Annotated in this window: 16 protein-coding genes and 1 tRNA gene; 6 read left to right on the top strand and 11 right to left on the bottom strand. The window is 70.3% G+C overall.

The annotated features are described in order from the left end of the window. Positions 1-32: 32 nt before the first annotated feature. Positions 33-1,067, bottom strand: coding sequence for a tyrosine-type recombinase/integrase (locus tag ACIBW9_RS01790; protein WP_398950196.1), 1,035 nt, complete (start codon positions 1,065-1,067; stop codon positions 33-35). Positions 1,068-1,197: 130 nt separating this feature from the next. Further along, positions 1,198-1,273 (bottom strand) — tRNA-Arg (locus ACIBW9_RS01795). A gap of 320 nt (positions 1,274-1,593) precedes the next feature. Here ACIBW9_RS01795 and ACIBW9_RS01800 point away from each other — a divergent pair. The 6 genes from ACIBW9_RS01800 to ACIBW9_RS01825 all read left to right on the top strand — a co-directional run bounded on the left by ACIBW9_RS01800 (position 1,594) and on the right by ACIBW9_RS01825 (position 8,407). Then, the gene (locus tag ACIBW9_RS01800; RefSeq protein ID WP_398950198.1) at positions 1,594-3,201 is read left to right on the top strand and encodes a dynamin family protein; all 1,608 of its coding nucleotides are present in this window, start codon (positions 1,594-1,596) and stop codon (positions 3,199-3,201) included. Positions 3,202-3,351: 150 nt separating this feature from the next. Then, positions 3,352-5,094, top strand: a complete 1,743-nt coding sequence (locus ACIBW9_RS01805; RefSeq protein ID WP_398952055.1) for a GTPase — start codon at positions 3,352-3,354, stop codon at positions 5,092-5,094. Between the two features lie 291 nt (positions 5,095-5,385). Further along, on the top strand, positions 5,386-5,862 hold the full coding sequence (locus ACIBW9_RS01810; RefSeq protein ID WP_398950200.1) for a single-stranded DNA-binding protein: 477 nt from the start codon (positions 5,386-5,388) through the stop codon (positions 5,860-5,862). A gap of 258 nt (positions 5,863-6,120) precedes the next feature. Continuing rightward, on the top strand, positions 6,121-7,530 hold the full coding sequence (locus ACIBW9_RS01815; RefSeq protein WP_398950202.1) for a Cys-Gln thioester bond-forming surface protein: 1,410 nt from the start codon (positions 6,121-6,123) through the stop codon (positions 7,528-7,530). A 116-nt stretch (positions 7,531-7,646) separates the two neighbouring features. Continuing rightward, a complete protein-coding gene (locus ACIBW9_RS01820; RefSeq protein ID WP_398950204.1) occupies positions 7,647-8,015 on the top strand; it encodes a hypothetical protein in 369 nt (122 codons plus the stop codon). A gap of 95 nt (positions 8,016-8,110) precedes the next feature. Next, positions 8,111-8,407, top strand: a complete 297-nt coding sequence (locus tag ACIBW9_RS01825; RefSeq protein WP_398950206.1) for a zinc-ribbon domain-containing protein — start codon at positions 8,111-8,113, stop codon at positions 8,405-8,407. 158 nt (positions 8,408-8,565) lie between these two features. Here the strand turns inward: ACIBW9_RS01825 and ACIBW9_RS01830 are convergent, their stop codons facing one another. From ACIBW9_RS01830 to ACIBW9_RS01870, 9 genes are all read right to left on the bottom strand, one after another. Continuing rightward, positions 8,566-9,828 (bottom strand): tyrosine-type recombinase/integrase, encoded by a 1,263-nt coding sequence (locus ACIBW9_RS01830; RefSeq protein WP_398950208.1) that lies wholly within the window; start codon positions 9,826-9,828, stop codon positions 8,566-8,568. Then, on the bottom strand, positions 9,828-10,028 hold the full coding sequence (locus ACIBW9_RS01835) for a helix-turn-helix domain-containing protein (RefSeq protein WP_398950210.1): 201 nt from the start codon (positions 10,026-10,028) through the stop codon (positions 9,828-9,830). The genes ACIBW9_RS01830 and ACIBW9_RS01835 overlap by 1 nt, the downstream gene beginning before the upstream one ends. 2 nt (positions 10,029-10,030) lie before the next feature. Further along, positions 10,031-11,404 carry a replication initiator protein RepSA gene (repSA, locus tag ACIBW9_RS01840; protein WP_398950212.1) on the bottom strand — a complete coding sequence of 458 codons (1,374 nt, stop codon included), beginning with the start codon at positions 11,402-11,404 and terminating at the stop codon, positions 10,031-10,033. After that, positions 11,397-11,591, bottom strand: coding sequence for a hypothetical protein (locus tag ACIBW9_RS01845; RefSeq protein ID WP_398950215.1), 195 nt, complete (start codon positions 11,589-11,591; stop codon positions 11,397-11,399). Before ACIBW9_RS01845 ends, repSA begins: the two co-directional genes overlap by 8 nt. An 88-nt stretch (positions 11,592-11,679) precedes the next feature. Further along, positions 11,680-11,997 (bottom strand): SpdD-like protein, encoded by a 318-nt coding sequence (locus tag ACIBW9_RS01850; protein ID WP_398950217.1) that lies wholly within the window; start codon positions 11,995-11,997, stop codon positions 11,680-11,682. A gap of 24 nt (positions 11,998-12,021) precedes the next feature. Continuing rightward, positions 12,022-12,177: a hypothetical protein gene (locus tag ACIBW9_RS01855; RefSeq protein ID WP_208778086.1), complete on the bottom strand. Its 156-nt coding sequence runs from the start codon at positions 12,175-12,177 to the stop codon at positions 12,022-12,024. 9 nt (positions 12,178-12,186) lie between these two features. Next, positions 12,187-12,378 (bottom strand): mobile element transfer protein, encoded by a 192-nt coding sequence (locus ACIBW9_RS01860; protein WP_208778085.1) that lies wholly within the window; start codon positions 12,376-12,378, stop codon positions 12,187-12,189. 22 nt (positions 12,379-12,400) lie between these two features. Continuing rightward, a complete protein-coding gene (locus ACIBW9_RS01865; protein ID WP_398950220.1) occupies positions 12,401-13,060 on the bottom strand; it encodes a DUF2637 domain-containing protein in 660 nt (219 codons plus the stop codon). Positions 13,061-13,062: 2 nt separating this feature from the next. After that, positions 13,063-13,269, bottom strand: coding sequence for a hypothetical protein (locus ACIBW9_RS01870; protein WP_398950222.1), 207 nt, complete (start codon positions 13,267-13,269; stop codon positions 13,063-13,065).

A 13,269-nucleotide genomic window follows, 5' to 3' on the forward strand; every position in this document is an offset into this window, starting at 1 on the left:
GCTGCCTCTGTGGGCCTCTCAGTCAGTCAGGGTCAGTACCTGTCACCCATCTTCCGCGCAGCCTTCACAGCCCTACTCACGGCCATGTCTGCCGCGTACCTCCGGAGCATGGTGGGGTCCTTCCATCCCTGAATGGTCATGACGTCCTCACCACTCATTCCGGCAGAGAGCATGTCGTCTGTGGCTGTGTGCCTGAACTGGTGTGGGTGGCATCCCTCGTAACCGGCCTCTTGTGCTCGCCTGTTGAGCATCCGGTAGAGACCCGAGTAGGTGAGCTTGCTCCTGTTCCTGGTCCCGAGCCACAGCCACTCAGAGCCGGACAGCTTGTGTGTCTCCCTGGCCCTGAGATAGCGGGTGAGAGCGATGACCGTACGAGGCTGGAGGGGAATGACCCTGCCCTCTCCTGTGCTCCTCGCATCCTTTAGAGGAACCACCTGAGCCAACCCCTGTGACAGGTCGAGGGAATCCAGCCTGAGTGTCAGCAACTCCTCTGCCCGGACTCCCTCAGTCAGGACCCTGATGATTGCGTGGTCCCTCAGCTTCTCGAACTCCCTCACTCGGGGATGTCCGTTGCCTGTCACCTTCAACAGGTCGGAGATGAAGTCAGCCGAGAGGGTCTGTGGCTTACCTGCCTTGGGGGGTGCGTACCGCTGGAGCTTCTTGTCACGGTAGGGATTGGCCGTGTCGTGCTCCTCTTCCATCCACGTGAAGAACGGCCGGAGGTTCCTCTGAACGGTGTTGGTCCCGCCCTGGTTGTGGCTCTCGTAGTACGCCCTGAAGAACAGGTTCAGCGTGGCAGTGTCCACGCTGGTGAAGTCCTCTTCGATTCCCTCTCGGCTCATCCACTGGTCGAGGGCGCGGACTGCCTTTGTGTAGGCCGTGACCGTCTTCTCTGTGTAGGGACGGCCGTGCTTGTTGTTGCTGGCCCGGAGATGGGTTGCGTAGTCCTGAGCTGTGGCCTGCCGGACGTCTGACGCGTCCGGATCAGAGGGGATGGCTCGAAGTGTGGTGCTGGCTGTGGTGGTGCTGGCTGCCCTGAGAGGTGACTTCCTGGCCTGTGCCGACACGGGGTGACTCCCTGGTGTCTGGGCTAGGCAAGGTGCAGTCTGCTAGGCGCCTTACCTAACCGAGTCTGGTAGGTAAGCCACGCCGTCTTCAGTGATCCATCTGCCCCGTAGTCCCAGGTCAGAGGTCCAGTGGCGCCCCCGGCAGGACTCGAACCTGCGGCCAAGCGCTTAGAAGGCGCCTGCTCTATCCACTGAGCTACGGGGGCCGGTGTGTGGCCGCTGTCGTGGGTGCCCGGGTGTGGGCCGTTCCGTGACGTTGCCGGGGACAAGGATAGGGCTCCCGTGTCCTTGTCCCTGTTGCTTCGCCTCCGTGGCTCGATGTGGAGGTTCAGTGAAGCGGTCCTGATAATCGCAGGCAGGTACGAATCGTGCATCGCTTTTGGGCCCTCGCGCACCGGGTGTTGTGCACTCGTTATGCCTGGACTGTGCCTGCGTCCCAGTCATCCCTTCCGTCCCTTGTGTCCTGTCGGCGCGCAGACATGCTCATATGCTTCAGAATTCCCCTAAAATCGGGCATTCTCCGCATGTGGTGACCTTGGACGTACGGCCTCAGCTGCTCGACGCACTCTCCGCCCTGCGGGACAGTGTCGCCGCCGCACGCTTCCCGCTGCCCCTGGCCGGGGCTCCACGCGCGCGTGCCAACCGCGACGAACTGCTCGCACAACTCGACGACTACTTGGTGCCCCGGTTGCGGGAGCCCGAAGCACCCTTGCTGGCCGTCGTGGGCGGCTCGACGGGAGCCGGCAAGTCGACGCTCGTCAACTCCCTCGTGGGACGCCGGGTCAGCGAGGCGGGCGTGCTGCGGCCGACCACGCGGACACCGGTACTCGTGTGCCATCCGGAGGACCATCACTGGTTCAGCGGGATGAGAGTGCTGCCCGACCTCACACGCGTGTGGGTGCCCCATCAGGACGCCGGGGAGGACCTGTTGCTCCCCGGGGAGGACCCCGCGCGCGTGCTGCGCGTCGAGACCGCCGACACGATGCCGCGCGGGCTCGCCCTCCTCGACGCCCCCGACATCGACTCCCTGATCGCCGACAACCGTGTCCTGGCCGCCGAACTCGTCTGCGCGGCCGACATCTGGGTCATGGTCACCACGGCCGCCCGCTACGCCGACGCCGTCCCCTGGCATCTGCTGCGCACCGCCAAGGAGTACGACGCCACTCTCGTGACGGTGCTCGACCGCGTGCCGCACCAGGTCGTCTCCGAGGTGTCCCGGCAGTACGGCGCGCTGCTCACCAAGGCCGGACTCGGCGACATCCCGCGCTTCACCGTGCCCGAACTGCCCGAGTCCGCCTGGGGAAGCGGGCTGCTGCCGGCCACCGCCGTGGCCTCGCTGCGGACCTGGCTCGTACACCTGGCGCAGGACCCGGCCGCCCGGCAGCAGGCCATGGCCCGTACCGCCAACGGGATGCTCGACTCCCTCAGGACCCGGCTGCCCGAACTGGCCAATGCCGCCGCCGCCCAGTACGCGGCGGCCCTGCGGCTCACCAACGCCGTAGAAGGCGCGTACGACAGCGAGCACGCGCGCGTGCGCGGGCGGCTGCAGGCAGGCGCCGTACTCGCCGGAGACGCCCTCAAGCGGTGGCGGGCGTTCCCCCTGGACTGCTCCGCCGGAGAGCTCCTGGACGCGCTCGTGGAGAGCCTGGCCACGCTTCTGCTGTGCGCCGTCACCGCCGCCGACGAGCGCATCAGGGAGGCCTGGCGGCGCGAACCCGCGGCGAGCGCCCCGGAGCTGACGGAACAGGAACCGTCAGCGGAGAGCGCCGAGGACCGCATCGGGATGGCCGTACGGCGATGGCGGCGCGAGCTCGAGGAGTACGCCGAGGAAGAGGTCCGCGACCTCGACCGCAATGTCGCACCGGACCCCGAGGCCGTCGCCGCCCTCGTCGCCACCGCGCTGCTGGGCGGCCGCCGGGCGCGTCCGGCCGGCGAAGGGCTCGCCGAGCGGATCGGCGCGCACGGGGCGCTGCGGCTGCGCGACCGGGGTGGGCGGCTGCTCACCGAGCACCTCGACCGGGTCATGCACACCGAACGCGAGCGCTGTCTCGCACCCCTCGACGCCCTTGAGATCCACCCCGAACCCCAGGCCGAACTCATCGCAGCGCTGTCCCTACTGCAGAAGGAGAGGTGACCGGTGACTGCCGTCACAGACCAGGACCACACGGGCCGGGCCGAGCACCCCGAAGAGAGCGCCAAGGGCCTGACGGGAGGGGACCGGACGGCGAAGCAGGGGCCCGGCGAGCGGGAGTCCGGCGTACGTGACAAAGGCGGCCACGCGCGCGTGGTGGACGTCGCCGCCACCCGTCGTACGGAGTCCACGAGCGCCTGGGACGACGGGCTGATCGCGCGGCGCGCCACCGAGGAGCACACCGGGTCCGAGCACGTCCCGGTGGTAGAGACACGGGCGCTCAGCGTCCAGCCGGCGGTCCCGCTCACCTACGACCGCCCCCTGCGCTCGCGGCTCGACGCGCTGCGGGAACTCGTGGGGCTCTCCCGCACCCGCCTCGACGGCCAGACGCTCGCCGAGGCCGGACGGGTGCTCGACGAGGCGGCGGCGCGGCGCAGGCTCTCCGGGCAGCACACCGTCGTCGCCATCGCGGGCGCCACCGGCAGCGGCAAGTCACAGCTGTTCAACGCCCTGGCCGGGGTGCCCATTTCGGAGACCGGCGTACGGCGGCCCACCACCGCGATGCCCATCGCCTGCAGTTGGAGCGACGGCGCGGCGAGCCTCATCGAGCGGCTCGGCATCCCGCCCCGGCTGCGGCGGCGCCCGCTGCAGAACCCCGAGACGGAGGCGCAACTGCGCGGGCTGGTCCTGGTCGACCTGCCCGACCACGACTCGGCGGCCGTGCAGCACCGCGAACAGGTGGACCGGGTACTGGCCCTCGTCGACGCCGTCATCTGGGTCGTCGACCCCGAGAAGTACGCCGACGCCGTCCTGCACGAGCGCTACCTGCGGCCCATGGCGGGACACGCGGAGGTCATGTTCGTCGTCCTCAACCAGACCGATCGTCTGCCCGGTGAAGCCACCCACCAGGTCCTCGACGACCTGCGGCGGCTGCTCGACGAGGACGGGATCGCACTGGGCGAGTACGGCGATCCCGGTGCCACCGTGCTTGCGCTGTCCGCGCTCACCGGAGACGGCGTGGGTGAACTGCGCGAGGCTCTCGCGCAGTTTGTGGCGGAACGCGGAGCCCCGGCCCGACGAATTTCGGCCGATCTCGACGCGGCCGCAGAGGAACTGCGGCCCCTGTACGCGGCGCGGCGGCGGACCGGCCTGAGCGAGGAGGCGCGGGACGAGTTCTCCGCCCGGCTCGCGGACGCGGTGGGCGCCTCCGCCGCCGGCGAGGCGGCCGAGCGCGCCTGGCTGCGCAACGCCAACCGCGCCTGCGGAACACCCTGGCTGCGGCTGTGGCGGTGGTACCGGGACCGGTCCGAAGCGACCACCGGGCGGGTGCCGTCGCCGCCTCAGACGGACGAGGAGGCCACGGCACGCCAGCGCGTCGAGCAGGCGGTACGCACGCTCGCCGACCGGGCCTCGACCGGGCTGCCCGCGCCCTGGGCGCAGGCGGTGCGCGAGGCGGCCGTACGCGGCTCCCACGGGCTGCCCGAGGCGCTCGACGAACTGGCGGTACGGGCGGGTCTGCCGCCGGGCCGGCCACCGCGGCCCGGCTGGTGGCCGCTGGCCGTCATGGCCCAGGTCTCCATGACGCTCCTTCAAGTCGTGGGCGGACTGTGGCTGTTGGGGCAGATCATCGGGTTCATGGCGCCGAACCTCGGGGTGCCCGTGCTGCTGATGGCGGCCGGCATCATCGGCGGCCCGATCGTCGAGTGGAGCTGCCGGATGGCGGCGCGTGGACCGGCCCGCCGCTACGGCACCGACGCGGAACGGCGATTGCGTGAGGCGGCCGCCGGGTGCGGCCGGGCCCGGGTACTGGACCCGGTGGCGGCGGAGTTGCTGCGCTACCGGGAGGTGCGGGAGCAGTACGGGCGGGTGACGGGGGTGGGGACCGGGCCCCGGTGACATCCGGACGAGGCGGTGACACCCGGACGGGGCGGTGGCCTCCGGAGGGTGACGGTGAGCCTCTCTGCAGATGATCACTCTTCGGGGTCCTTCTGGGCTCACTCGTCCGGGTGACGGAGTTTTCCACAGGCGGGGGACGGTCCACAGGGCTCAGCGGGCTCGGCCCGACGGAGGCAGTCTGGCGGTGCGGCGATCGCGAGGGGCGCGGTCGCCGCGGCAGACGCAGCCGTACGGGACGGGCCCGTAGGCATGTCCGCCCGGCCCGGCGGCCGGGCGAAGGAGGGGGTCGTGATGAACGAGACGATCATCTGCGCGGTGGGGAACGTGGCGACGAAGCCGGTGTTCCGGGATCTGGCGTCGGGGCCGTCGGCGCGCTTCCGGCTCGCGGTGACCACGCGCTATCTGGACCGTGAGAAGAACGAGTGGACCGACGGCCACACCAACTTCTTCACGGTGTGGGCCAGGCGGCAGTTGGCCACGAACGTGACGGCCTCGCTGGACGTGGGCGACCCCGTCATCGTGCAGGGCAGGCTCAAGGTGCGTGAGGATGTGCGCGAGGGGCAGAACTGGGTCTCGGCGGACCTCGAGGCGGTGGCGATCGGCCACGACCTCACGCGCGGGACCTCGGCGTTCCGGCGGCCGGGCAGGCCGGATCCGGAGGCTGCCGCCGCAGGACCCCAGCAGCCCGAGCCCAACTGGGAGACCCCGCCCGGCGGTTCGGGGGCGGACTCGGCCCAACGGGAGCCGGAACCCGCTGCGGTGACGTGATGTCAGGTGGTGCCCCGGGCTGACCGTACTGCGGCTTATCGACGAATGCGTTCCGAACCATCCGGTGGATTTGTCGATAAGCCCTGCTCATGGGCCGTCTTGGCGATAACGATTCCGAGTCGGATCGCTTGTCCGACGGTATGACCGGCAAGCGTGGTGCGCCGCGTCCATAGGATGCCCGGCATAGCTCTCGGGGCTTCTGATTCTGCTGGTGGGACCACACCCCCACGTCAATGGTCCTGCTCGAAGGGGAATTTGGTGTTTTCTTCTTTCTCTGCGCCGTCCGCGCGCAGGCGAGGGGCCGTGCGCCTCGCCGCCGCGACGCTGGTGTCCGGTCTTGTGGCCGTCGGGGTGCTCTCCGGAGCCGGTACCGCCACCGCGGAGGAGACGACACAGAGCCAGGGCGGGGCGACCGCCACCATAGGCCTCCTCAAGACGTACGGCACCGCCGTGATCCACGAGAAGACCGGGGACCAGCAGGTCTCGGCGGGCCTGTTCGAGATGTCCGTCGACGGCGGCGGCACCCTGCAGACGTACTGCGTCGACATCCACAACCCCACCCAACGGGACGCCAAGTACCACGAGACCGCGTGGAGCGGCACCTCGCTGGGCGCCAACAAGAACGCCGGCCGGATCCGCTGGATCCTGCAGAACTCCTACCCCCAGGTCAACGACCTCGCGACGCTCGCGGCGAAGGCGGGCGTCAAGGGCGGCCTGACCGAGCAGGACGCGGCGGCGGGCACCCAGGTGGCCATCTGGCGCTACTCGGACGACGCCGACGTGGACGCCGTCGACCCGCAGGCCGAGAAGCTCGCGGACTACCTGCAGAAGAGCGCCGTCGACCTGGCGGAGCCCGCGGCGTCGCTGACGCTGGACCCGCCCGCGGTCTCCGGCCACCCCGGCGAGCTGCTCGGCCCGGTGACCGTGCACACCAACGCGGCAGGCGTGACGGTGACGCCGCCGATGGGCGCGGCGACCAGCGGGGTACGGATCGTCGGCAAGGACGGCAAGCCCCTCACCTCCGCGGCCGACGGCAGCCAGGTCTTCTTCGACGTGCCGGAGCACGCCGCCGACGGCTCGGCAGAGCTCACCGTGCAGGCCTCGACCACCGTGCCGGTGGGCCGCGCCTTCGCCTCCGACACCCGCAGCCAGACGCAGATCCTGGCCGGCTCCAGCGAGTCGACGGTCTCGGCGACGGCCGGTGCGACCTGGGCGAAGAAGGGCGCGATACCGGCCCTCTCGGCGGCGCGGAACTGCGCCAAGGAGGGTGTGGACATCACCGCCGCCAACCAGGGCGACAAGGCGTTCACCTTCGAGCTGATGGGGATCGAGCACAGCATCCCGGCGGGCGGGTCCCGCACGGTGACGATCCCCCTGCAGGAAGACCAGCCCTACGACTTCACGATCACGGGACCCGCCGGCCTCAAGGAGCGCTTCACCGGCATCCTCGACTGCAGGACCCAGACCTCCGAAACGGGCAACGCGACCCAGATCCTCAGCGAACCGAGCCCCGCGACGGTGGGCGGCATCGCAGACGACACCAACCTCGCCGCCACCGGCGGCTCCAGCACGACCCCGCTGATCGCGGGCATCGCCATCGCCTTCGTGGTGATCGGCGGCGCGGCCCTGGTCCTCGTGGGAAAGAAGGACGCACCGACACAGGACTGACCGTCGGAGCAAGCCCCGGCACCGACGACAAGGGACGCCTCCCCAACACCCGCCCCTCCACGACGTGTTCGGCCACATCCGTGGAGCCCGGTGAGCTCGACGGGCAGGATGGCCTCATGACGAAGTCATCCGTATCGCCGGCGCCCTGCACCTCCTCGGGCTCGGTGCTGTCCCTGTGGTCGCAGGACTCGGTGCTGTCGATCGGCTCGGTGGGGTCGGTGCTGTCCATCGGGTCCGTCGGGTCGGCCCTGTCCGTAGGGTCGGTCGGGAGCGTGCTCTCCGGCGGGTCGATCGGTTCGGCGCTGTCGCTGATCTCGGCCGGATCATGGCTGAGCACGGGATCACTGCTGTCCGCGCAGTCCCGGTGGTCGGTGCTGTCCTGGCGTTCCTCCCGCGCCTTCCGGTCGGCGGGCGTGGTCGGGGCGACGGCCGCAGCTGCCCTGCTGCTGGCTCAGCGGCTGCCCAAGGTCGACGGCGGCCACTGACAGTGATCATGGCGCCGAGGGGGTGATTCTGCGAGAAGATCTCGCTCAGCGTCTTCCACCCGGCGGCGGACACCGACCCGAGAAGGGCCGATCTCGTGATCATCTTTGGCACCAGGGGATACCTGTACCAGCTCGCGATACTCACGCTGGTGTGTGGAGGCTGCGGCAACCCTGCCGCGCACACGCTCAGGAAGCGCGTCACGAAGTTCACGCTGTTCTTCGTGCCGCTCTTCCCCATCTCGACGAGGTACGCCACGCAGTGCACCTTCTGCGGCACGGAACAGAAGGTCACCAAGGAACAGGCCGAACAGCTCCAGGCCCATTCCACAGGCACCCCCGGCAACCACCCCCACGGCCAGCCGCATCAGCCCCACCAGCACCCCGGAGCCTGAACACCCACCGCCGCGGGCAGCGAAAGCCCAGGTCACAGCCCCCCGGCCATATGGGTTACCACCCAAGCCTGGACCTCAGGCAAGATGGGGTGTTACTTGCCGCGTGAGGGCATGAAAAGGCCCCTCACCAGCAGGTTTCCCGCCGATGAGGGGCCGTCTCAGGCAGCCTGGGCCGTCTCAGGGCCGTCATGAGCGCGACCAGCGGCCCGGTACATCGCGGAGATGGCTTTCCGGGTGCGGGTCTCGCTGGACGGCATGAGGTGCGTGTAGACGCGGAGGGTGAACCCCGGGTCGCTGTGGCCGAGGTAGAGGCTCAGGGCCTTGATGTTCTCTCCGGCGTCCAGGAGGACCGAGGCGTAGAAGTGCCGTAGGGCGTGCATGCCGTGTTCGCGGGCCGGTGCGTACCGCTGCCCCTTTTCGGGGACGGGGATGACCCCGGCGGACGCCAGAGCGGGCTTCCAAGCCTGGTCGTTGAACCCCTGACTCCAGATGGCGGCGCCGATGGCGCTCGTGAAGACGAGGCGGTGTGTCACCTTCGGGCCGTCCGGCCGCAGCCACGGCAAGGTCACGTCGACGGGCGGGAACAGCTTCATGTGCTCTTCGAGCGCGGCCGACACCTCGGGGTCGAGGGGGACGTCACGGAGCTTGCCGCGCTTGGGTGGGGCGAAGACGAGCGTCCCGCGCACCTTCTTGACCTGTTGGCGGACGTAGAGCCAGCCGAGGTCACCGATGTTGTCGACGGCGAGCCCGAAGATCTCACCCTGTCGCAAGCCGCATCCGGCGCCGACGTCGACTGTGGTTTTGTAGCGCTCGGGGAGTCCGGCCCGTACGCCGAACACCTGCTCAGCGGACCATGGATGGACGCGTGTCGGCGCTGGACGAGGTGCCTTGACTGATCGAGCCCGGCAGGGGTTCGAGGCCAGCAAGCGGTCATCTACGGCCGCGTTGAGTACCGAGGAGACAGCGTCGAAGATCAGGCGCCGGTACTGCACCGACGCTACGGAGTCTTCGAGCTGGCGGTTCCAGTCGCGGATGTGCTCCGGCTGGAACGACCCGATGGGGCGCGAGCCGAGGTACGGCAACGCGTGAAGGCGCAACCGACCTTCCACAGCGGCCCGGCTGGTGAGGTCGATGGTGAGGGCGGCGAGCCAGCGTTCGGCGTACTCGCGGAAAGTGACGCGGGCCGCCTTCGGGTCGATGTACTGCCCACGCGCCATGTCCGCTTCGATGTTGGTCAACCAGGTGTCGGCCAAGCGCTTCTGCTTGTCCGGGAAGCTCTTGGACTTCTCGGTGCCGTCCGGGCCGATGTAGCGGGCGCGGTAGCGCATGCCCATGCCGTGGCGCTCGGTCTTGAACCGGCGGGGCTTGCCGTCCGGGCCGGGCTCGGTCCTGTACCAGCGGTCTTGGACGTGTCCAGCCATCAGGCAGCAGCTCCCTTCAACTGGGAGTCCACCCAGGCGCGTACGTCCTCCGGGTCGAAGCGGAGGTGCCGGCCGACGCGGAAGCCGCGGGGACCGGTGCGCTTGCGGCGCCACTGGTAGACCGTCTCAACGCTGGGCAGCTTGAACATCACCACCAAGTCCTCAGGCGTCAGGAACAGGCTTGGGAGCGCCGATGCCATGGTCACCACTCCCTCTCGTCGGCCAGCGTGCGCAGCTCTTCACGGGCGGTTTCTCGGTTGAGTTGGAGGTCGCGGGCGATGGTGGTGGCGAGGGCGTATTCACCGGGGGTGTGGCCGTGTCCGGCGTATTGCCAGTCGGCGAGCACGAGGACGGTGTCCGGCTCGCGCTCGTCCAGGCCGAGCACGTCACGTTCTTGGGCGGCGCGATAGTCGGCGCGGGCCTGGCGGAGGGCGCCGAGGGTGGTCGAGTAGCGGCGGGACTTGGAGCTGAAGTGGCCCCGGAAGCCGAGCATGTGAGCCCAGGCCCAGAGGCGCCGATCCGGGTAGATCGGGTCGAGGGTCTTGCATGCTTCGATCAGGCGGCGGGTGTGGTCGGGGACCTGGTGGCGGTCGAGTTCAGAGAGTTCGCCGATGCGGCGGTCGAGGGTGCCGGTGTTCTCGGCGGCTTTGGTGGCGTACTTGGCGACGTAGGAGGCGACGGCCTGTTCGGTGATGTCGGAGCCGTCTCCGAAGGCCTTGACCGGGCGGACGTCGAGTTGAGTGCCCCATCGGAAGGTGCGGGCGGGTTGGTCGTCGGCTGCCGGGACCGAGACCGAGGTGTAGGAGTGCGCGGCGGCGGCGCGGATGGCGTCGGTGAGGAGGTCGGTCGTGGCCCAAGCGGGTGGGGGAGTGTCGGGGCCGTCCGGGCCGTCGAGGCGGATTACGGCATGGAAGTGCAAGGCGCCGCGTTTCTGGAACTCGGCGACCTTGCCGTAGGAGACGCGGGCGTGGTCGGGGAGTTCGCTGCGGGTGAGTCCGGCGCGGACGGCTATCTCGCGGCGCAGGCGGGTGGTGAAGCGCTGCCAGAGGTCTCCTGCGTGGTTGTTGAAGAGGACGGCGCCCGCGTAGTCGTACGTCGTCGGGTCGAGGGCCATGCCGAGGTCGGGAGCGTCGGCCAGGTGGCGGGTTCCGCAGCGGCAGGCGCCTCGGTCGGGGCGGTTGTGGACCGGGCCGAAGGACGGGGCGGTGAGGGTGGCGAAGACGCGCGGGTAGTCGCGGACGGTGGCGGGGATGTCGCGGTTGTCGTCCCCGGCCAGGCCCGCGCGGATGAGGTGGTACGTGTCGCCCGCGTACGTCCAGGCGCAGGACGGGCAGCGGGAGGCGCGGCGGTTGCCGCAGGCGAGTCGGAGGCGCCCGCCGGGTTCATTCTCGGTGGAGTAGTGGTGCAGGGTCTCGCCGGTGACCTTGTCCTTGTGGAGGGTCCAGCCGGTGAGGTGGATCGGGTCGGCGCAGCCGCCGGTGCGGCGTATCTGGTCTTCCCAGCGGTCGTAGTCGGCGGCCGAAGCCACCCTCAACAGGTCGCCGAGGGTGGTCGGGTCGAGCAGTTCGTCAGACACGGGCGCCCTCCCGGGTGCGGTGGGTGCGGGTGACGCCGAGGCCGTTGCAGGCCGGGCAGTGCGCCGTGATGGTGCGGAGGTGGCCGTGCCGGTCGCGGCCTCCGAGGGTGATGGCGGCGGAGGCGAAGCCGTCGCAGTTCGGGCAGATCCGGGTGGTCGGGGCGGTGGCCGGGGTGGGGCCGGTCATGATGGAGGTTCCTTCCGGTTCTTCGGGATCGGCAGGTACGGCGCCCGGGCGGCGGATGCTTGGCGGTGTCAGGCCGCCCGGGGGCCGGTCATCGGTGCTTGGCCTCGGAGGCCAGCAAGGAGCGCAGGACGACGGCGACCACGGCGACCGAGACGCCGGTGATGGCGACGGCGAGCAGCAGTGAGACGAGGACGGCACCGACGACCAGGACGACGGCGGTACCGCCGCCTACGAGGGCGACCACGGTGCCGGGCGTGAGCTGAACCACCGGTCGGGATGGCGCCGGAGCAGCCGGGGTGGGCGGCGGAGTCTGGGCGGCCGGGACGACGGCGGTCGGCTCGACGATGGCGGGCGGACTCACGCGGCCGGTCGGTGTCGGCATGGTCGGGATCTTCGGGCGGAGCATGGGCTAACTCCCTTCTGAAGTGGGCTACTTGACGAGCGCGTTGATGGCAGGGGCCAGGACGCTGTCGGCGAGGAGGAAGCCGCCAAGGAGAAGCACGGCGATGAGCCAGGCAGGCGGGCGGATGAGCTTGACGCCGAGGTAGCCGACGACGAGGAGGGCGAACCAGAGCGGGACATCCATGGCGGTCTCCTAGCGAACGCGGCAGCGGTGGGTGCGGGCAGCGAGCTGGGCGGCGGTCTGGCTGGTGTAGTCGGCGGACCAGCCACAGCGATCGGCGCTGCACACGGCGGCGTGCTTGGTCTGGCCGTTGCGGTCCCGGTGGGTGCCGATCTGCACGGGGCCGATCTGCATCAGCGAGTGGAAGTGGTCGCGAGCGGGCATGGCAGGTGGTTCTCCCTTCTGATCAGGCGAGTTGGGCGGCGATTGCGTCGGCGAGATGGGGCGGGACGCCGAGGCGGGTGCGCAGGGTGTCGGTGTCGATCGGGGAGCCGGTGCGGGCCTGATGGTCGTCGGCGACCTTGCGGGCGTGGTCGACCAGCGCGGCCGGGACCGCCGGGGCGGGGTCGGCGGCCGGAAGGGCCGGGGGTTCGTCGGCGGCCGGGACCGGCTCCGGGACGGGAGCAGGGTTCGGCTCGGGTTCGACGTAGGGTGCGGGAGCCGGGGCTGCGGGCGCCGGCGGAACCGGCACCCGGTCGCCGACAGGAGTCGGCGAGTGAGCCAGGAGCGTGCCGCCGAGGAAGGCGAGGGCGGGCCATCCGGCGACACCGAGGCGGAGCAGGGCGGGCGGCTGGTCCAGGTCGAGGAATCCGGCCGTGGCGACGTTGGCTCCCAGCGAGGCGACCAGGGCCACGAGGAACCAGCACCAGGCCAGCCGGGACGGCCCGTCGGAGCGAAGCCGTCGCCAGGCGGCGACCAGCAGCAGGTCGACCGAGACCGGGTAGGCCCAGGCCTTCCAGCCGGACTGTCCGGCCGCTGCGGCGAGGTCGTGCAGGTGGGCGAAGGACAGGGCTCCGGCGATCACGGCCTGTACGAGGACGGCGTCCGGGCGGATCGAGCGGGACACGGTCACCACCCCTCGCCGGGGTACTCCGGGCCCTCGTTGGGGTCGTAGCCGGGCGGGAACAGGCCGGGCGGCGGTTCCGGCAGCGACGCGGCCAGGCACGGGCCCACGGTGTCGACGAAGTCGAGGTCGGCGCCGAAGCTGTCGGCGTAGAGAGCGAGTTGGCCGAGCATCACCACGGTGCGGGCGAAGTCCTCGCAGTGGGGGCACAT

The sequence above is a fragment of the Streptomyces sp. NPDC049541 genome (assembly GCF_044465725.1).
In the GTDB taxonomy this organism is placed as follows: Bacteria; Actinomycetota; Actinomycetes; order Streptomycetales; family Streptomycetaceae; genus Streptomyces.